Raw genomic sequence first — 19942 nt, forward strand, 5'->3', positions numbered from 1 at the left:
CCAGCCCGACGTCAGGGCCGCGCGGCCGATCCTCTGAGGATGGCGGCCGCGGCACCTTCGGCTGAGTCGCTGGCGCCCATGAGCTTGACGGGGGCGTCCGGGTCGAAGAGACGGAAGACGAAGAGCGTGCCGCCTTTGCGGAACGCGCGGCTCCCCTGGCTCTCGCCGGCGTAGTACATGCCGACGGCGCCGCCCATGCCGGACGCGACGGCCAGGTACTCGACGCCGTCCAGCCGGAACATGACCGGGCCGCTTCGGATGCCGGATCCGGTCTGGAAGGCCCAGAGCTTCGCGCCGGTCCGATCGTCGTACGCGACGATGTTGCCTTCGGCGTCGCCGAGAAACACGAGCCCGCCCGCAGTCGCCAGCGCCGATCCGGACATCGGCGATCGCGTCCGGACTTCCCACTTCGCATCGCCCGTGGCCGGATCGATGGCCACGACCTTGCCGTACGCGTCGATCGACCGATAGCGATAACCGCTGCCAGCCAGGCCTGCGTTCCTCGCCGCGATGTCGTCGAGGTAGAACGTCGCGCAGTTCTCGATGACCGGCAGATAGAGCCAGCGGGTGATCGGGCTGTACGCCATCCCGTTCCATTGTTTTCCGCCAGCCACGCCCGGACAGACCAGCGCGCCTTCTGCAGAAGGTATGGCTTTCGGATCCACGAGCGGCCGCCCTTCGCCGGTCAGGCCGAGCGTCCAGGTCGTCCGAACGTACGGCTTGCCGAAGAGAAACTGCCCGGTGAGCCGATCGATGGCGTAGAAGTAGCCGTTCCGGTCGGCATGGACGATGACCTTGCGGCGCGCACCCTTGAAATCGATCTCCAGCGGTATGTTCTCGTTCGTGCCGTCGAAGTCCCAGAGGTCGTGCGGTGTGAACTGAAAGTGCCAGCGTACGGCGCCGGTTTCAGGATCCAACGCAACGACCGAATCGGAGTACAGATTGTCGCCCGGGCGCCTGTCGCCTTCGTGAATGGGGAACGGCTGGCCTACGCCCCAGTAGATGAGGTTCGTCTCGGGATCGTACGTTCCGTGCAGCCACGGCGCGGCGCCGCCGGTACGCCACGCGTCCTCGGTCCAAGTCTCATGGCCGGGCTCGCCTGGCGCGGGCACGGTGTAGAACCTCCAGAGTCTCCGTCCCGTCGCCGCGTCGTAGGCATCGATGAACCCGCGGCTCGGCAGATCGCCGCCTCCGACGCCGATGAACAGGCGGTTGCCGACGACGAGCGGCGGCTGCTTCGCATTGAGATTCGTACGGCCCGGTTCCAGCTCGACGTCCCAGCGCACCTGACCCGTGCGCGCATCGAGCGCGACGAGATGCGCGTCGAGCGTCGGCACGTAGACCAGGTCGTTCCAGATCGCGACGCCGCGATTGGTGGGGCCGCAACAGTACCGCAGGTCTTTCGGCGCGGGCAGGCGCCGCTGGTAGTGCCAGATCTCCGCGCCGGTGCGGGCGTCGATCGCGAAGACATGGTTCCACGCGGTGCTCAGGTAGATGACGCCGTCGACAATCAGCGGCATCGCCGCCAAGCCATCCTGCACGCCCGTCTGGAACGTCCAGGCGGGCACGAGCCGTCGCACGTTGGTCCGATCGATGCTCGCGAGCGAACTGAAACGCCGCTGGCCGTAGTCGCCGCCATACATCAGCCACTCGTCGGGCGCGGGCGCGGCCAGACGCTCAGGCGACACGTTGACGGGTGGCCCGGTGACCGTGGACGACGGCACGTTCTGCGTGCGACTCCATTCGCGCAGCAGCCTCACAATCCCGGCGACGTCGCCGTCGTCGAGCGTCGTCCCGAAGGCCGGCATGGCGGTGGTCGGCACGCCCTGCCGAATGATGGTGGCTATCTGCTCGTCCGTACGCTCGGCGTGCCAGCGGGGGTTCGTCAGGTCCGGACCGAAAGCCCCCTGGCCCAGCGGTCCATGGCACGTCGCGCAATGATTGGCGAAGAGGCCACGGACGCCCGTCGAGGCGTCGCGCGATCGGAACGGACGCGACAGCGTCGCGACGACGTCCAGCGCGCCGAAAGCGCCCTGCGTCGCCGCGACCATCTGGGCTTGGCCCATCGACGTCACGGCCAGCCGGGCCTCGGGAACCGCCAGCGGCAACACGACAATCGCCGCCAGGGCGAGGCCGGCGACCAGACCAATCACACGACGTGAAGACATGATCAATCCAGGGACAAGCGCCTGTTCAGATGCCGGAAGTCTCGATGACTACGCGGTCGCAGTGCTCCGGCGCGCAGCACGGTCGAGCCCGCCGAGCGTGATCCACTGCCACACGTAGAAGCTGTTGTCGCTCGCGCCGGCGAGGTACGCCGCCCACTCGCGACGCACGACCGGCGCGCTCAGCCACTGACCGCCGACGCTGTCGAGCGCCTGCTCGATACGGTCCGTGGCCCAGGGGCGAAGGGGGCCCTTCAGCCATTCGCGCTGAGGCGTTTGCACGGGCCGCTTCGGCGCCTGCACGACGCCGTCGGGCACGAGCGTCGCCGCGATCTCGCGCAGCATCCACTTGCCGACCGCGCCGCGGCGCTTGCGGTCGGTGGGCTGACGCATGGCCAGCTCGACGAGCCGATGATCGAGGAACGGTTCGCGCAGCTCCGTCGACGCCCGCATGGACACGCGGTCGTTGAACCGCAGCGCGCGCGGCAGCTTCGACCGGGAGAGATCGCGATACTGCGCATTGCGCAGTGCATCCGGAAACGGCGTGTCGGCCGCGGACGGTTCGGCCAGCGCCCGGAATTCCGGTGTCAACGCATCGGGTCTCAACGGCGCGTCCGCGCTCCCCTGAATCAGAGCGGGCGGCGCCGAGTCGAGCGCGCGCGCGTAGTAGTCGTAGCCCGCCCACTGCTCGTCCATCCCCTGACCGTCGAGCAGCACGATCACGCCCCGCGCGCGCGCCTCCTCGAACAGCCGGGCATACGCAAGCGTCGGCAGGCCGCCAGATGGCCCATCCTGCGCGCGATCGACTGACGCAGCCAGGTCGGGCACCTGCTCCGGCGTGAGCCGGCAGACGACGAGCGGATGGCGAGTTCGCGCGAGCATCGCCTTCACCCACGGGAGCTCGTCGTATCGTTCGTCACCGGTGACGAACGTGAACGCCGCGACGTCGCTCTCGACGGGCTGCACGCGGTGAATCGCGCCGATCAGCACCGAGGAGTCGAGCCCGCCGCTCAGCGCGACGCCCACCGGCACGTCGGCGCGGAAGCGAAGCCTGACGCTCTCTTCGAGCAGCGCCTCGTACTCCTCGCGCACCTCGCTCTCGCTGCGCGCGTCGAACTCCGTTCCGATCCGCTGCGGCAAGTCGTACCAGCGCCACGTGCGAAGCGTGCCGTCGGTCCATTCGCCGGCCCATCCGCCTGGCAGCGCGCGAACGTCCTTCCAGAACGTCCGCGAGGTCCCGTCGAGCGTGCCGTACGCGAGATAGCTGGCCCACGCCGCCGGATCCGGATCTTCCGGTACACCGGCAGCGTGAAGCGCCTTGATCTCGCTCGCGACGATGAGCGACCCGTCGGCGCCGGTGTGCAGGTGCAGCGGTTTGACGCCGAAGCGATCGCGCGCGAGGAACAGGCGGCGGCGCCGAGCATCCCAGATGGCGAACGCGAACATCCCGAGCAGCCGATCGAGGCAGGCATCGCCCCAGCGTTCGTATGCGGCCAGCAAGACCTCCGTATCCGTGCCGGTGCGGAACGGATACTCGTCCAACTCGGTCCTGAGCTCGAGGTAGTTGTAGATCTCGCCGTTGAAGACGACCGCCGTCTGGCCGCTGGCGCTCGACATCGGCTGGCGGCCGGCGTCCGACAGATCGAGGATGGACAGCCGGTCGTGGCCCAGCACGACCCCCGGCGCGATGAGACGCGCTGCCTGCGCGTCCGGCCCCCGGTGCCCTTGCGCGGCGATCATGCGTTCGACCAGCGGCAGCGACGCGCCGGGGCCGCACATGGCGGCAATGCCACACATCTCAGCGCTCCCGCCTCGCCCGCAGCACGCGTGCGGCATCGACGAGGTCGGCCTCGGAATCGATGTTCACCGCCGAGTCGGCATCGACCTCAAGGCCCAACAACCGGCGGCCATAGAGCGTGCCGGCACGTAGGCAGTCGACCCGCGTCACGTACACGGACCCGGCGCGGTGATACGCCGGCGGCAACGCCTGGCGGCGCGCGATGGGTGCCGCCTCGCCGGTCGACAACCGCAACGAGCCGTCGTCGCCGCGGAAGTACACCCAGTGCGGGTTGTACTCGACGGGCACCGGCCTGACGGTCACGACGGCGTCCGCGGCCTCGGCATCGAGCAAGCGAACGCATGCGTCGATTTGCGCGGCCGTCACGCAAGGGCTCGTCGGCTGCAGCAGGCAGACCGCGTCGAACCGGTCGCCGCCTGCCTCGAGCACGTCGAGCGCGTGCTGGATGACCGGCAGCGTCGGCGTGTCGTCACGGCCCAGATCGGCTGGCCGGCGAAACGGCACTTCGATCCCGCACCCGCTCGCCACCGCCGCGATCTCCTCGTCGTCGGTGCTGACGATGATGCGCGCGAGGGTGGCCGCCGCAGACGCTGCTGCCGCGACGTAGGACAAGAGCGGGCGGCCCTCGAGCGATCGCACGTTCTTCCTCGGGACGCCCTTGGACCCGCCGCGTGCCGGAATCAGGCCGAGCACGCGCACGTCAGCCGGCCACCGCAGCGTCGGTCTGTCCGATCCGCGCCGACCATCCGAAGAACATCCGATCCTGCTCGTCTCGCAGCTCGTCGATGAGCCGGCCCGCCGGCAGCTCGACGTCCTCGTACGTGAGGACCTCGTCCTTGGCCACGTCACGGGTGAGGCGCCCGCCTTCGGCCACGCCGATGGGCAACAGCCGCCGCGCGTGCGTCACGTCGGCGTTCTCGCACAACCCGTAGGTCGCGTACCCTCCGAGACCGTCGAGTTCCTCCCCGGTCCTGAGGTCCCGCTTCGCCGCAGTCACGACATCCACGCGCGGCCCATGGTCGGGGGCGATGATGACGTCGCGATACAGCGCGACCCGCGCGACCGAGATCGGCACTTCCAGGGCCGTCAGGTGATAGGGCACGTAGAAGCTGTAGAGCGGGCCCTGGCCGAGCTTGCCGTAATCCAGATACACGCGCTGGATGTCGTCCTGGCGTTCGGCGAACACGAAGACCCCCGGGCTCGGTGCCGCACCGACCACGTAGTCGACGATGCCGCCGAGCGCACGCAGCTCGTCGACGTCGAACTTGCCGGTGAGCTCGTCGACGTGCCCGGTGTGCTCGAGACCGAGCATGCCGCGGCGCGCCACGCACATGCCCGTCGCATTGGCCACGATGGCCTGCTCGAACGAGATCTTGGTGCCGTCCGCGAAGCTCGTGACCATGTGGGGGGTCTGCCCCCACCGCGCGGCGAATCCTGCCTGCGTCGTGGGCGTCCGATACCGGTCCTGCAGCCCCTTGATGTTGCCGCACACCAACGGCCGCAGGCCGAGACCGCGGACGAACCGGACGAGGTTGAGCTGGACGCCCGGCTGATCGCCATCACATCCCGTGACGATCACGTCGGCCCGATCCGCGTGGACTTTGAGCAGCGGACCGACGGTGCCGTCGACTTCGGCGTTCATCAGGATCAGGTCCTTGCCACGCCGAATGGACTCGAGCGCGAACGACGCGCCGAACGGCACGGCGCCGGTGGCGTCGACGAGGATGTCGAGGGACTCGGCCGCTGTCAGGAGCCGCGCGTCCGACGTGATCCCGCAGGCGCCGCTCGCGATCGCGTCGTCGAGATCGGCCGTTGTCTCGGCGACGCGGACGTCGGTCAGCCCCGCCTCGCGACACGCGCGCGCGGCTCGATCGATCTCGCGGCTGAACACGGCCGAAATCCGGAGGCCGGGCGAGTAGTTGGCGAGCTGGTTGACGATCCCGCGCCCCATGAATCCCGCGCCGGCCAATCCCACCCGTACCGGTTTGCCGGCCACCGCCCGCGCCTTCAGTGCCGTGTCCACGATCATCATGTCCGGGGATCTCCTTCGACCTCGACGGGCCGCTCGAGCAACGGCCAGACCCGATCCTTGTCGCTCATCTCGGTCAACGGCAGCGGCCAGCGGATCTTGATCGCCGGGTCGTCGTAGCGCACGCCGCCTTCCGCCGCCGCATCGTAGACGGCGTCCACCCAATACGACAGCTCGGTCTCGTCCTCGAGCGTCTGATACCCGTGCGCGCAGCCGCGCGGAATCAGCAGGGATCGGTGATTCGCCGCCGTCAGCTCGACGGCCACGTGCCGCCGCCAGGTCGGAGAGCCAGGGCGGAGATCGACGACCACGTCGAGCACGGCTCCACGCGTGCAACGCACCAGCTTCGTCTCCGCCGACGGCGCGCGCTGATAGTGGAGCCCACGGATCGTCCCCGCCCGGCGGTTGAACGCGATGTTCGCCTGGACGACGTCGAGGTGCAGCCCGTGCTGCGCCAGCTCGTTCCGGCAGAACGCCCTGGCGAAGAACCCTCTCGCATCGTGCCGCGGCTCGACATCGAGCGTGTACGAGCCTGGAATGAGCGTCGGCGTCACGATCACGGTTCACCAGATCTTCCAGGGCGCCCGCTGGCTCGCCCACAGGCTCTCGAGCAGGTGTTTGTCGCGCAGCGTGTCCATCGGCTGCCAGAAGCCCTGGTGCCGATAGGCCGACAGCTCGCCGGCTCGCGCGAGCTGCTGCATCGGCTCCTGTTCCCACACCGTCTCGTCGCCGGCGATGTAGTCGAAGATCGCCGGTTCGAGCACGAAGAAACCGCCGTTGATCCAGGCGCCGTCGCCGTCCGGTTTCTCGTGAAACGTCTGGATGCGGTGGGCATCGCGGCCGAGCGTGAACGCGCCGAACCGGCCCGGCGGCTGCACGGCCGTGAGCGTCGCCTTGGTCCCCTGCTGCCGGTGGAACGCGACGAGCGCGGCGATGTCGACGTCGGCCACGCCGTCGCCGTAGGTCATGCAGAACGTCCGGTCGCCCAGGTGGTGGCGGACGCGACCGAGCCGTCCGCCCGTCATCGAGCCCTCGCCGGTGTCCACGACCGTGACGCGCCAGGGCTCGGCGCACGTCTGGTGGATCTGCATCTCGTTCGATCGGAGATCGAACGTCACGTCGGACCGGTTCAGGAAGTAGTTCGCGAAGTACTCCTTGATCACCTCGCCGCGGTACCCGGTGCAAATCACGAAATCGGTGAGGCCGTGCGCGCCGAAGATCTTCATGATGTGCCAGAGAATCGGGCGATGCCCGATCTCGATCATCGGTTTCGGCTTGACGATGCTCTCCTCGCTGATGCGGGAGCCCACACCACCAGCAAGAATGACGACTTTCATGCCCGTCTGCATGCGTTGTTCACCGTTGTTCCCCCTGGATGGCCCGTCGTGTCGTGCCTGCTTGGCATTTCGACGCCGTGTCTTCTGACCGATCCTCCGCCGAAATGCCAGCGAGTCCTGTCGCCGCAATCGTCGTGCGGCATCGCCGCTAGCGTGCCGACGCCGTCTCGCGCGGACGGACGACGCCCATCGCCTTGAGAGCGACGACGACGGGTCGGAACACGATGGCGGCCGGCGCGACCACGAGCAGCGCCAGCTCGCGCGCCAGATGCGAGCCGTAGCGGCCGAGGAATGCTCCCGTAAACGCCCGCGTCACCCTCGCCCTCGTCACGGCATCGACGCCGCGCGCCGAGCCGAGGTACCACACGCCGCGCGCGAACACGAGCAGGCACTTGAACCGGACGGTCGGCCATGCCGCGAGCTCCCTGAGCGACAGCCGTCGCGGCGAACCGAGCGGATCGTCCAGCGGCCCGGCCGTATGCCGATAGCGGACCAACGGGTCGGACAGGCGGCGAATCGGCCCGAGCTGCGCCATCTGGTAGAGCACGAGCGTGTCCTGTCCGCGGTGCTGCCGGAATACGGCCCGCCGCAGCGCGTCGAGCCCGTACAGGCCGTAGAGCATCGCGTTGTGCTGCAGTTGCGCGACGACCGTCGCCACGCGCTCGGCCGCATCGGCGCTGATGGCTTCGACGCGGTTCGCCACGGACACCGGCTCGCCGTTGGGGATCACGAGGTCGACGGGCCCGTGGACCAGCACCGTATCGGGATACTTTTCGAAAACGGCCACCGCGCGCGCGATCGCATCGGCCGGCCGCCAGTCGTCGGCGGCCTGCCAGAGGAAGTACGTGCCGCGCGACAGATCGCGCGCCCGGCAAAAGTTGGCGACGAGCGGAATCGTGTGCTCGAAGCGGTGGTAGCGGATTCGCGGATCCTTCGCGGCGAATTCGCGGCAGATGGTGCCGGTCTCGTCGCGTGATCCGTTGTCGACGATCACGAGCTCGTAATCCTGGAACGTCTGGGCCGCGATCATCTCCAGCGTCCGGCGAACGTACCGGCCGGCGTTGTACAACGGCATGCCGATGCTGACGAGCGGCGTCGCCGCCGTCGTGGAGGACGTGGCGGCCATCGACGGCACGGTCGGCCGGGCGCGGCTCACGATCCGCCGACGCGCCGATCCATCGGCGCCTCCGTCTGTGCCGTGCCCGCCAGTTGCCGGAATCCGATGACGCGGGCCGGCGTACCGGCCGCAATGGCGTACGGCGGCACGTCGCGCATCACCACCGAGCCGGCCGCCACGACGGCCCCCGTCCCGATGGTCACGCCGGACAAGACCGTCACGTTCGTGCCGAGCCATGCCTCCTCACCGATCGTGATGTCCCCTTTCGTCACGAGAGGCTGCCGGCGGATCGGGACCTCGGGCGCGATGCCGTGGTCATAGGGATACAACGCACAGCCGTAGGCCAGGCTCGCGCCGCGTCCGATGTGAATGGAGCCCTTGTACGCCATGAGCTGACACCGGGCGTGCACGGACACGTCGTCGGCGATCCCGATTGTCCCGTTCTCGCCCGTCTCGATGAACGACTCGCGATAGAGCTGCACGCGGTCTCCGATCGTGATTTCGCCCGAACCGTCCCGCGAGAAGATCACGACGCCCTCGGCGATGAAGGTGTGCCGTCCGCGATGACACCTCGGGTGATGGATCGTGGCACGCGGCGAGATGAAGCCGCCGGAACTGAGCCGCGCCAACTCGTTCTGCGCGCGATGCGGCGGCGCTGCCCAGCTCGCCACACGCATCGCGATCCGGCCGAGGCCGCGATCACCCGCCAGTCGCATCCACACCCGCATCCACAGCCGGCGCGGTTCACGCAGCGATCGCGCGGTCATCCCCACGATCTCGTCCGCCCTAGGGTTCACCCACGGCCTCGGGAATCGGCGCGGAAGCGTCGACCATCTCCAGTTCCTCGGTCGTCCACTCCAGCAGCGGCCGTATCGCGCCCGGAATGCCGGCCGGGTAGTCGCCGCGGGCGGTGTCGGCGTTCGGCGCGTCGAGGACCTGAAACGCCACGGCGTCGCGCTCCCAGAACTGCAGCACGTCGGGCTCGAGCGTCCGGACGGCCGGCCCAATCAGCATCATGCCTTCCGAGAGGAAGTTGCCCGGAATCCGTCCCGTCGTGACATACCGTCCGACCGGCCGCGGGCGCGATCGCCACGCGGGATCCTGGTCGTTCGCGACGAACGCGAACAGCCCTTGCCCGGTGTGCACGCTGAACTGCGGAAACAGGATCGCGCCCTCACGAATCACGTCGTATTCGAGCTCGATCGCGACCGGCTCGCGGATATCGATCGTGTCGACGATCTCGCCGTGCCGGTTCCGCACGCGCACGGCGCGCAGGCGCACGGCGTCGTGACCCGGCGCCCGGGCCGGATCCGGCCACTCGCGCGCCGCCGTCGTCCCCAGCCCCGAGTGCAGGTAGTGCGCCACGACGTCGGCCGCCGGCCCGTCGCGCCCGACCCGCCCATCGGCCAGCAGAATCGCCCGCGGGCACAGCCGCGTGATCGCCGGCATGCTGTGTGATACGAACAGCACCGTGCGCCCCTCGGCCCCCACCGCCTGCATCTTGTCCAGGCACTTGCGTTGAAACCGCGCATCGCCCACGGCCAGCACTTCGTCGACGAGCAAGATCTCCGGCTCGAGATGCGCCGCCACCGCGAAGGCGAGCCGCAGGTACATCCCCGACGAGTAGTGCTTGACCGGCGTGTCGACGAACTTCTCGACCTCGGCGAACGCCACCATCTCGTCGAACCGCCGGATCATGTCGCGCCGCGTCATCCCGAGAATCGCGCCGCTCAGGAAGATGTTCTCGCGGCCCGTCAACTCCGGATGGAACCCGGTGCCGACTTCGAGCAACGATCCGACCCGGCCCCAGAGGTCTACCGTTCCCTCGGTCGGATCGGTGATCCGCGAGAGGACCTTCAGCACCGTGCTCTTCCCTGCGCCGTTGCGGCCGATGATGCCGACGACTTCCCCGCGTTTGATCTCGAACGACACGTCGCGGAGCGCCCAGACGTGCTCCCGAGGAGGCCGGCGCGCCCGAAAGCCAGATCTCAGGCGCCCAGCGAGCCCACGCGTCGACGACACGAGCGAGTCTCGGAGGCTCTTGTACCGCTCCTTGTTCGCGCCAAGGCGATAGCGCTTTCCCAATCCGGCGACGACGATCGATGGCTGTGACATGGCGCGAGTCAGCGACCAGCCGTCGACGACGGCAGAACGACGACGGCCGCTGCGAGCGCTGCCGTGCGCGTCAGGCTGACGGCGTGCGGCAAGCGGCACGGCTGCGGCGGCGTCACGTGGTCCAGCCACGGACGCCCGCTTTCGTCGAGGCTGACCTGCAGGGCGCGAGGGTCCTCCCCCAGGAAGCGGGGATCGCACTTCTTCAGCGCCTCCTTCGCGCACCACCGCGCCGCGAAATGCCCACGCGGCTCTTCCTGCCTCGCGCAATAGCCGATCTCGGCCGCCGTGAAATGCGCCTGGTAGAACTCGTGCGTCCAGAAGTCGTCCGCCGACGGCATCGCCTCCACCAGCTCGATGTCGAGCCCAACCAGCAGGTCGTGCGTGCTCGTCGGATCGACTGGTGCGACGCGCATCGGCGCGGCGTCCGATAGCGGCCCAGGCTCCGCCGCGGAGGACGTGGACGGCGGTTCGCCGAACAGCGCCGCTTCGAGCTCACCGAACGTGGCCGCAGCCACGGCAGCCGACGAGTACACCCCGAGACGGCGTCGAATGGCGGCGAGCAGCAGGCCGCGGCCCGCCGAGCCGCGCAGCCGCGGGTGGCGCAGCGAGAAGTCCCGGCCGATCTGCTCGGCCGGCACTCCGTACATCTGCGCGACGATGCTTCGCAGCGTCACGGTGTCCGTGCGGCTCATGCGTACCAGTCCTGCAGGCAGACGGTGCACACGAGCTGTTCGGCACGGCCCGCGGCCGCGACCGCTCGCACCAGGAAGTGCCGCGTTTCCTCGAGCTCGTCGATGCTTCGCAGGCACAGCGCACATTCCGGCTCTGCCTTGGGCGGATCGGCGGTGATTCTTTTCGGAAGGCTCTGCTCGTGGCCGGCCAGCCGGTCTCGAAGTTCCTCGAGAAACGCCGTCGCCGACCGCCCGTCGGCCACCTGATGATCGAACCGCAGCACGAGATTGAAGATCTGGCTCCCCGGCGCGGGCGCGCACACACCGAGCACGGCCGACTGCCGCTCGCTCAGTACCGGCTGAACGTGCACGGCGCCCGTTGCCGAAAGATCCGTAATCGTGAACGTCGCTTCCGACAGGGCTCCCGGCGCCAGCGACTCGTCGAGGTAATCCATGATCAACTGCTGTTTCTCATCGAGGATCTGACGAACCGACTTCCGATCCGCCTCCTTGATGACGACGACCTTGAGGCCAAGGCCAAGGTCGACGGCGTAGCCGATATTGACGGCGCCGTACTGGTAGCAGGTGCCAGCGCTGTAGTAGGCATTGAGCCCCGGGTACCTCGACAGCAGCCGGGCACTTTCGAAGATCAGCGTGGCCGCGAACACTCCCGGAGCGCCGTCTTCCTCTGCGCTGAAGAGACGACCGTCGGTCGGCACCGGCACGGTCACCGAACTGGGAATCGTGTGCGAGTACGCGGCACGGATCTGATCGCCTTCGACGCGCTTGGCCCGGGGCAGGGGGACGGGAGTCACGCCGGCATGACCTCCGGCGCCGTTCGAGAGCGCCCCACCCGGTGAAGGCTCGATCACCTGCGCGGCCGGCCGCCGATCATCGTGCGCGGCAGCGTGCAGAAGCACGTCGCGCTCCCGAACGAGGAGCCGCCCTTCGAAGGCCCGAACGTCCACCGACAGCCGCTGCGCCACATCGGCTGCCCGCTCGCTGAACCGCGGTGCTCGACCGGGCGTTGCGCCGATCCGCAACGCCGGCTCGTCCCGGCCGCGCTCGCACGCCCTGCCGTCGTCGGCCGCCATCGACGCCGGTTCCGATGCTGTCGACGTACGAGCGGGCGGCTCGCTGCACACACGGTCGGGTCGCGACAGCGCCGCGGCTTGCGTCGACTCCGCATCAGGCCCGATGTGGCACAGCACCGCATCCACCGGGACGTCGTCGCCCTGCGCGGCGACACGCCAAACGACGCCGGACGCGGGCGCCGGCACATCGAAGGACGTCTTGGTCGTCTCGAGCACGACGAGCGGCGCACCGGCTTCGATGAAGTCGCCATCGTTGACGAGCCACTCGACGACGGCAACCGACGAGTCGTTCACTGATTCCACGGGAGGCCGCACCGGGACGATGTCAGACATGACCACCTCCGGCTGTCGTTCTTCTGTGAGGCCGGGTGGGACGTCTCACCCTGACACCGTCACGGGCAATGGCACGCAGCGATCGTCCTCGTGCCCCACCGTCCGCTCCTCGGTCGTCCACTCGAGCAGCGGCCGCACCGCGCCGGGCAGGCCTCCGGGGTAATCGCCGCGCGCCGTCTCGGCGTTCGGACAATCGATCACCTGAAAGGCCACCGCATCCCGTTCCCAGAACTGCAGAATGTCCGGTTCCAGTGTACGCATCGCCGCGCCGATGAACATCATGCCTTCCGACAGCAGGTTCCCCGGTATTCGCCCGACGCTCCGATAGCGTCCGGCCGGCCGCGGCCTGGATCGCCAGCGGGGATCCTGGTCGTTGCCGACGAACGCGAACAGGCCCTGTGCCGTGTGGACGCTGAAGTGCGGCAGCAGCGTCAATCCCGGGCGCAGCACGTCGTATTCGAGCTCGATCGACACCGGCTCGCGGATGTCGATCGCGTCGACGATGTCGCCCAGCCGGTTGCGTACGCGAACGGCGCGCAGACGCACGGCATCGTGTCCGGGCGCCCTGCCCGGATCCAGCCACTCGCGCGCCGCCGTCGTCCCCAGCCCCGAGTGCAGGTAGTGCGCCACCACGTCGGCCGATGACCCGTCTCGCGTCAGCCGGCCGCCGTCGAGCAGAATCGCCCGCGGACACAAGCGCGTAATCGCCGGCATGCTGTGCGACACGAACAGCACCGTGCGCCCCTCGGCCCCCACCGCCTGCATCTTGTCGAGGCACTTCCGCTGGAACCGCGCGTCGCCGACGGCCAGCACTTCGTCGACGAGCAGGATCTCCGGCTCGAGATGCGCCGCCACCGCGAAGGCGAGCCGCAGGTACATCCCCGACGAGTAGTGCTTGACCGGCGTGTCGACGAACTTCTCCACCTCGGAGAACGCGACCATCTCGTCGAACCGGCGGATCATGTCGCGCCGCGTCATCCCGAGAATCGCGCCACTCAAGAAGATGTTCTCGCGACCCGTCAATTCCGGATGGAACCCGGTGCCGACTTCGAGCAACGATCCGACCCGGCCCCACAGGTCCACCGTCCCTTCACTCGGATCGGTGATCCGCGAGAGGACCTTCAGCAGCGTGCTCTTCCCTGCGCCGTTGCGGCCGATGATGCCGACGACTTCCCCGCGTTTGATCTCGAACGACACGTCGCGGAGCGCCCAGATCTCTTCGCCGCGGCGCCCCGAGCGCAAACCTCGCCGCATCCGCTGAACGAAGGTGCGTGCGGAGGTGGCGAGGGAATCGCGCAGGCTCTTGTACCGTTCCTTGTTGGCGCCGAGCCGATATCGCTTGCCCACGCCCGACGCGACGATTGAAGGCTGTGACATGAGGTGACGAACGGAGTACGCGGCGTTCAGGCGCACCAGTCCCGAAGGCAGATCGTGCACACGAGCTGCTCTCCGCGGCCGACGCCGACGAGCGTGCGCACCAGCATGTGGCGGGCGCCCTCGAGCTCGCTCATCGGCCGCAGGCACAAGGCGCACTCGGGCTCGACGGTGCCGGCGGTATCGACCGCCGGGCGGGCCTGCTCGTGCGCGACCAGCCGATCCCGAAGCTCCTCGAGGAATGCGGCCGCAGCGCGGCCGGACACGATTCGGGCGTCGAACGCGAGCACCAGATGGAAGAACCCGCTTCCGGGCCATGCCGGCGTCATGGCCGACACCGCGAGCGCCGCGCTCTGTGCGCGGCCGACGACGGGCTGCGCGTCGACGACGCCGGCCGTCGACAGGTCGGCGATCGTGAACGTCGGCGCGGCCGCATCCGACGGCCCTTCGCCGCGCAGATACGCCCGCACGGCCTTCACGTACTCGTCGCCGATCGTCTCGAGATCTTTGCGGTCGGCGCCGCGGATCACCGACACCGGCGGCGAGGCCGCGAAATCCATGAGGTAGCCGATGTCGATGGACGCGTGCCGGTGCACACCGGCTTGCCAGGACGCGTTGAGATCGGGATACCGCACGAGCAGCCGCGCGCACTCGAACACCAGCACGGCACCGAGCGACGTGCTGGCCGATCGGTCGTCCGCGATCAAAAGCCGGCCGTCGCTCGGCACCGCGACGGTCACGCTGCCGGTCGTCGCGGTTGCCGGCGCCTCGTGGACTCCGAGTCCGCTGCCCAGCTCCGTCCGAGGCGCAGCGGATGTCCGCGACTCGTCCAACACCGTCGACGATCCGGCCACGCGTTCGCGGACATCACGCTCACGGACGAGCAGTCGGCCCGCAAAGGCCGCTGGGGCCACCGCCAGGGCCTCTGCGAGTGCTCGTGCGGCCGCGCTCAGGCGTGGGGCCCGCGGCGATCCGTCCGGCTCGCCCGCCCCGATCGACACGGCGGCCGACACGGCCCGTTCGCGAACGCCATCGGAAGCGGCGCGCTCAGAGCTCGGCACCACGGGCGGCACGACGCCCACGGGCGCGGGCTCGGCCGCAGCACGCACCGCGGCGTCGAGGCTGGGCCCGATGTGACACAGCACGGCGCCCACCGGCAACTCCGCGCCGGCTGGCGCCACACGACAGACGACCCCTGCGACCGGGGCGGGCACGTCCACCACCGTCTTCGTCGTCTCCAGCAGCACGAGGGGTCGCTCGGCCTCCACGCGCTCGCCGTCATCGACCAGCCACTCGAGCACCGTCACGCTCGCGTCGTTCACGGTCTCGAACGGCAACCGCACGGCCACCGTGTCATGCACCACGGACGATCTCCACGATGGCGGAATGGATCGAGGCCGGTCCGGCCAACAGTGCGGCCTCGAGCGGGCCGCAACTCGGCAAAGGATGCGGCGGCGCGCTGAGGCGCTTCAGGTGCCGGATCGCCCCGGGCCGCGCCTCGACGATCTGCGCGACGACCTCGGCGCCGAACGCCGAGAACCCCATGCCCTCTTCGACGATCAGCAGCCGCCCGCTCGCCCGCACCGACTCGACGACGGGCCGGCAGTCGAACGGATACAACTGCACGGGACAGATCACCTCCGCCACGATCTCTTCCTGATCGAACACGGTTTCGATGGCCTGTTCGACCTCGACGAGCATGCCGCCATAACAGAGGACCGTCACGTCCGGCGGCAGGTCGCTCCGGATCCGTGTCACCGGAAACCGCTCGGCGGTGTGCTCGACGACGAAACCGTCGGGATCATGCTCTGCCAGCCGCTGCGCATACAGCAGCTTGTTCTCGATGACGAGCGCGAATCGATCGAGCGTGTCGAACAGCTCGTCGTAGACGCGCCCGGGGTCGTACCGATGGTGAATCGCCAGCACCTGCGTCTGCGGCAGCCCGAGGAAGTGCTTCTCGAGGGACTGGCTGTGCGTCGGTCCGTATCCGCGCTTGCCGCCCATTGGCGTCCGCACGATGAGCGGCACCTGCACCTGGCCGTTGTACATGTACGGGAACTTCGACGCGTGGTTGATGATCTGGTCGGCCGCGAGCGTCAGGAAGTCGCCGAACATGATCTCGCAGACCGGACGCAGGCCGTTCATGGCCAACCCGATCCCCAGGCCGACGATCGCCGCCTCGCTGATCGGCGTGTTCAGCACGCGCGCGGGATGGCGATCGCTGAGACCGCGCGTCACCTTGAACGCCCCGCCGTACGGCGATCGAATGTCTTCGCCGAGCAGCACGATGCGCGCGTCGCGTGCCATGTTGCGATCGAAGCTCGCGCGGAGCGTTTCGACGACGCGCGCACGCTCGCGGGGGCGACTCGCGGACACCCAGACGGGATCCGCGATCCGCTCCGGCACGTCGCCGCCGCCGGCCGTCGAGAACGGGGCCTGACGCGCGGTCGCCACCGCCCGATCGAGCCGGTCGCGGATGTCCGCATCGAGCGCCTGCGCCTGCGCATGCTGCGAGAGAAAGAGGGCCACCGGATCCTTGGCCCAGTACGCCTCGACCTCCGCGCGATCGCGGTCGTCGTCCCCCTTCGAGTGCGCCATGAGACGGTAGGTGTCGATCTTGACGAACGCCGGCCCGCGTCCGCTGCGCACGTGGTCCAGCGAGGCACCGACGACGTCGGCCAGCTCCTCGGGCTGCCACGTCGAGCCCGCTCGCGCGTGCAGGCCGAACGCCATCGCACGTTCGAGCACGCCGCCGGCGAGCGTCTCGGCCTGCGGCGTGCTCTGCGCGTACAGGTTGTTCTCGAGGACGATGCACAGCGGCAGGCGCCACTTCGACGCGATGTTCATCGTCTCGTAGACGACGCCTTCGCCGAGCGTGCCGTCGCCGATGAACACCACCACGACGTGCGCAAGGCCGCGCTGCTGGTGCGCCAGCGCAAGGCCGGCCGCAATGGGGACGATGCCCCCTTGCACCCCGTTGCTGAAGAACCCATCGCGGCAGATGTGCTGGCTGCCGCCGCGCCCGCCGCACACGCCCGTCACGCGTCCCATGATCTCGGCGAGCAGCCCCTCGACGTCGCCCGTCCGCGCGAGGTAGTGCCCATGGCACCGGTGATTGCTGAACACCTGGTCGCCGGGGGCGAGATGCCGGGCGACGGCCAGGCCCGAGAGCTCCTGGCCGATGCAGGTGTGCACGGTGCCGAACAACTGCCCTTCGGAGAACAGTTGAAGCAAACGCTCTTCGAACCGGCGAATGAGCAGGGCCTCCGCGTACATCACCCCGCCCGCCGCCGCGGACAGCTCCTGCGAGGCCTCCACGTGGCGCGGGGTCAACTCTGGAATGCGCGACATCGGCTCCTCTCTCGCTCTCGACGCGTAGGCGTCAGTTGACACGGACCGAGGTGGTCGATTGCGGTACGAACACCCGCCGCACGACCTCCGCATGGGCGTACGCCCGCCTGACGAAGACGTGGAGCGTGTCGGTCGTTCCGGTCGGCACGCTGCCGACATGCTCGTAGTCCTCGCCGAAGCCCGGCGTCCGTGCGACGATCAGGGTCACGCCGCCGCCGCTGCGCGAACGGCCGGGATCAGCCAGAATCCTCGGCCCGTACGAGTCGACGTCGAGCACCCATTGCTCGCCAGCGATCTCGAACGGCTCGCCCGCGAGCCGTCGATCGGGAGAGGGCCGCTGGAGATTCATATCCGGCAGCACCAGCAGATCCGGCTGTCGGCGGGCCACGTACTCGGCCGTCACTCCCTCACGCGCGATCACTCGGTCGTTCAACCCGATGAGATCGAGGACCGGCAGCCGAGAGAAATACGCGAGCGCTCCCACGTCCGCCGTCGCCACGAGCGGCGGCGGCTGGAGCCGCGAGAGCGGTTCGAGCCGGCGTCCCAGCGCGACGAGATCGTGCTGCGCCGCGAAGTACGGCACCCAGCCGGGATAGATCGTTTCGCGCAGGCGGGCATTGCTGAGCGCCGTCGTCGCGAGCACGGCGGCGACGAACGCTCCGCTCGCGATGGTTCCGCCGAGGCGCGACGACCGCGCCGGCTGCATCAGCACGGCGATGCGGGCGGCTCCCACGAGGAGGATCGGCAGGGTCACGATCAGAAAACGGTAGCCCTGCCCCATGATGGGATCGATTCGCGTGAAGACGAGGCAGAACACGGCGGCCGGCACCAGCAAGAGCATCGCAATGGCATCACGCGCCACCCGCCACGGTCCGATGATCAGCGTTCCGAGCGCAATGAAGAGGATTAACGGCCACACGAGCCCGAGGTACGTCCTGACATACTGAGCCCCCGGGAACCCATCGGCCACGACCTTGACGTGCATCGTGTTCGGCACGACGTCGCCGAAATAGGCCCATCGCGCCGCGGTGATCGCGGCGAGCAGCGCGCCGGCGACCAGCGCGCCGGCGACCAGCGCGCGTCGAGGCGGTCGGGTCCAGACGGCCATGACCAGCCAGAGCGGCCCGAGCAGCGCCACGGCATCCGGCCGCACGGCAATCGTCACGACCGACCCCACCGCCAGCACCAACGCCCGTCGGGTCGTCAGCGGCCGGAGGACCACCGCGACCACGGCGAGCAGGACCGCGACGAAGACCATCGTCTCCAGTCCGTGAAAGACATGGAAGGCGAAGAGACCGTTGACGGCCAGCGCGCCCGCGATCACCAGGCTGCCGAACAGCACCTGCGGGCGATCCTCGCCGGCCTCGCTGGCTGCCGACCGAACCAGCACGGGCATCACCCACACCAGGAGCAGCACCCACGCGACCTGCGAACTCGCAGGCAACGTCACGTCCGGCGCGAGCCCGGCGAGCCGACGCATCGCGGCACCCAGCGCCACCGAGGCCGCACTCGTGAACCCCTCCACTGGCGCCTCGCCTGCATTCCACCGAAGGCCGGCGCCGCTGCCCCAATGCTCGGCGTACCGATACGTGATGTACGTGTCGTCGAACACGAACGTGCCGAAGAGCCGCGCCCAGCCGACGTAGGCGCCGACGCTGACGAGCGCGAGCAGGGCCGTGAGCCCGATGCGCTTTGGCGCCATGGTCATACGCGATCGGCGAACGAGCTCTCCATGCGCTTGAAGTAGTAGGCCCCACCGACGAGAACCACCGCGGCGACGGCCGCTGAGACGGCGACCATCGGACCTGGCGTCCCGCTCTGACCGAGCAGCGCCCACCTGAAGCCCTCGACGACGCCGCTCATCGGGTTGACGCCGTACCACGTGCGCCACGGGTCGGGAATCTCACGGCTGGAGTACGCGATCGGCGTCGCCAGCATCCAGAACTGCACGATGAACGGCACGACGTACTTCACGTCGCGGTACTCCACGTTCAGCGCCGACAGCCACAGGCCGACGCCGAGCGCCGTCGCCAGCGCCAGCAGCAGGAACGCCGGGAGCCAGATGACGTTGACCGTCGGATAGACGCCGTAATAGGCCATGAGCAGGAGCAGCACCGCAAAGGCGATCACGAAATCGACCACACCGGACAGCACCGTGGCGATCGGGATGGCCAGACGCGGGAAGTACACCTTTCGCAGAAGGTTGGCGCTGCCAGCCAGGCTGTCGGCCGACTGCGTCAGCCCGTTCGCGAAGAACGTCCAGGGCACGAGCGCGGCGTAGGCGAACAACGGATAGGGCAAGCCGTTCGACGGGATCTTCGCGAGCCAGCCGAAGAACAGCGTGAAGACGACCATCGTGAAGAGCGGCTGGATGATCGCCCACCCGGCGCCGAGCGCCGTCTGCTTGTAGCGGACTTTCACGTCGCGCCAGATGAGGAAATACAGCAGCTCGTGGTAGTCCCACAGATCGCGAAGGTGGAGGCGGACCCAGCCGCGCGGCGGCGCGAGCCGGACGTGAGCAATCGGACGAGCGTGCATCTGATCGACGGACATCGAGG

Annotated in this window: 16 protein-coding genes; all 16 read right to left on the reverse strand. The window is 68.9% G+C overall.

The features are described 5' to 3' along the window. Nucleotides 1–11 precede the first annotated feature (11 nt). The 16 genes from IT184_09415 to IT184_09490 all read right to left on the reverse strand — a co-directional run bounded on the left by IT184_09415 (nucleotide 12) and on the right by IT184_09490 (nucleotide 19937). On the reverse strand, nucleotides 12–2168 hold the full coding sequence (locus IT184_09415; GenBank protein MCC7009021.1) for a PQQ-dependent dehydrogenase, methanol/ethanol family: 2157 nt from the start codon (nucleotides 2166–2168) through the stop codon (nucleotides 12–14). A gap of 48 nt (nucleotides 2169–2216) precedes the next feature. Continuing rightward, a complete protein-coding gene (asnB, locus tag IT184_09420; GenBank protein ID MCC7009022.1) occupies nucleotides 2217–3962 on the reverse strand; it encodes an asparagine synthase (glutamine-hydrolyzing) in 1746 nt (581 codons plus the stop codon). 1 nt (nucleotide 3963) lies between these two features. Next, nucleotides 3964–4662 carry an acylneuraminate cytidylyltransferase family protein gene (locus IT184_09425; GenBank protein MCC7009023.1) on the reverse strand — a complete coding sequence of 233 codons (699 nt, stop codon included), beginning with the start codon at nucleotides 4660–4662 and terminating at the stop codon, nucleotides 3964–3966. A 1-nt stretch (nucleotide 4663) separates the two neighbouring features. Then, nucleotides 4664–5995, reverse strand: a complete 1332-nt coding sequence (locus IT184_09430; protein ID MCC7009024.1) for an NAD(P)-dependent oxidoreductase — start codon at nucleotides 5993–5995, stop codon at nucleotides 4664–4666. Then, complete coding sequence (locus IT184_09435) at nucleotides 5992–6552, reverse strand: dTDP-4-dehydrorhamnose 3,5-epimerase family protein (GenBank protein MCC7009025.1); 561 nt, start codon at nucleotides 6550–6552, stop codon at nucleotides 5992–5994. The genes IT184_09430 and IT184_09435 overlap by 4 nt, the downstream gene beginning before the upstream one ends. Before the next feature lie 3 nt (nucleotides 6553–6555). Further along, nucleotides 6556–7329, reverse strand: coding sequence for a glucose-1-phosphate cytidylyltransferase (gene rfbF, locus IT184_09440; GenBank protein ID MCC7009026.1), 774 nt, complete (start codon nucleotides 7327–7329; stop codon nucleotides 6556–6558). Between the two features lie 148 nt (nucleotides 7330–7477). Continuing rightward, nucleotides 7478–8485: a glycosyltransferase family 2 protein gene (locus IT184_09445; GenBank protein MCC7009027.1), complete on the reverse strand. Its 1008-nt coding sequence runs from the start codon at nucleotides 8483–8485 to the stop codon at nucleotides 7478–7480. Further along, nucleotides 8482–9213: an acyltransferase gene (locus IT184_09450; protein MCC7009028.1), complete on the reverse strand. Its 732-nt coding sequence runs from the start codon at nucleotides 9211–9213 to the stop codon at nucleotides 8482–8484. Before IT184_09450 ends, IT184_09445 begins: the two co-directional genes overlap by 4 nt. A gap of 19 nt (nucleotides 9214–9232) precedes the next feature. Beyond that, nucleotides 9233–10561 carry an ATP-binding cassette domain-containing protein gene (locus IT184_09455; GenBank protein ID MCC7009029.1) on the reverse strand — a complete coding sequence of 443 codons (1329 nt, stop codon included), beginning with the start codon at nucleotides 10559–10561 and terminating at the stop codon, nucleotides 9233–9235. Between the two features lie 8 nt (nucleotides 10562–10569). Then, complete coding sequence (locus tag IT184_09460) at nucleotides 10570–11253, reverse strand: 4'-phosphopantetheinyl transferase superfamily protein (protein ID MCC7009030.1); 684 nt, start codon at nucleotides 11251–11253, stop codon at nucleotides 10570–10572. Next, the gene (locus IT184_09465) at nucleotides 11250–12659 is read right to left on the reverse strand and encodes a 2-oxo acid dehydrogenase subunit E2 (GenBank protein MCC7009031.1); all 1410 of its coding nucleotides are present in this window, start codon (nucleotides 12657–12659) and stop codon (nucleotides 11250–11252) included. Before IT184_09465 ends, IT184_09460 begins: the two co-directional genes overlap by 4 nt. 45 nt (nucleotides 12660–12704) lie before the next feature. Then, a complete protein-coding gene (locus IT184_09470) occupies nucleotides 12705–14036 on the reverse strand; it encodes an ABC transporter ATP-binding protein (GenBank protein ID MCC7009032.1) in 1332 nt (443 codons plus the stop codon). A 26-nt stretch (nucleotides 14037–14062) separates the two neighbouring features. After that, nucleotides 14063–15397 (reverse strand): 2-oxo acid dehydrogenase subunit E2, encoded by a 1335-nt coding sequence (locus tag IT184_09475; protein MCC7009033.1) that lies wholly within the window; start codon nucleotides 15395–15397, stop codon nucleotides 14063–14065. Next, nucleotides 15387–17384: a pyruvate dehydrogenase gene (locus IT184_09480; protein MCC7009034.1), complete on the reverse strand. Its 1998-nt coding sequence runs from the start codon at nucleotides 17382–17384 to the stop codon at nucleotides 15387–15389. The genes IT184_09475 and IT184_09480 overlap by 11 nt, the downstream gene beginning before the upstream one ends. 31 nt (nucleotides 17385–17415) lie before the next feature. Next, nucleotides 17416–19092, reverse strand: coding sequence for a hypothetical protein (locus IT184_09485; GenBank protein ID MCC7009035.1), 1677 nt, complete (start codon nucleotides 19090–19092; stop codon nucleotides 17416–17418). Then, nucleotides 19089–19937: an ABC transporter permease gene (locus IT184_09490; GenBank protein MCC7009036.1), complete on the reverse strand. Its 849-nt coding sequence runs from the start codon at nucleotides 19935–19937 to the stop codon at nucleotides 19089–19091. The genes IT184_09485 and IT184_09490 overlap by 4 nt, the downstream gene beginning before the upstream one ends. Nucleotides 19938–19942: the final 5 nt, after the last annotated feature.

Source organism: Acidobacteriota bacterium (assembly GCA_020853395.1).
Lineage (GTDB): Bacteria > Acidobacteriota > Vicinamibacteria > Vicinamibacterales > SCN-69-37 > JADYYY01.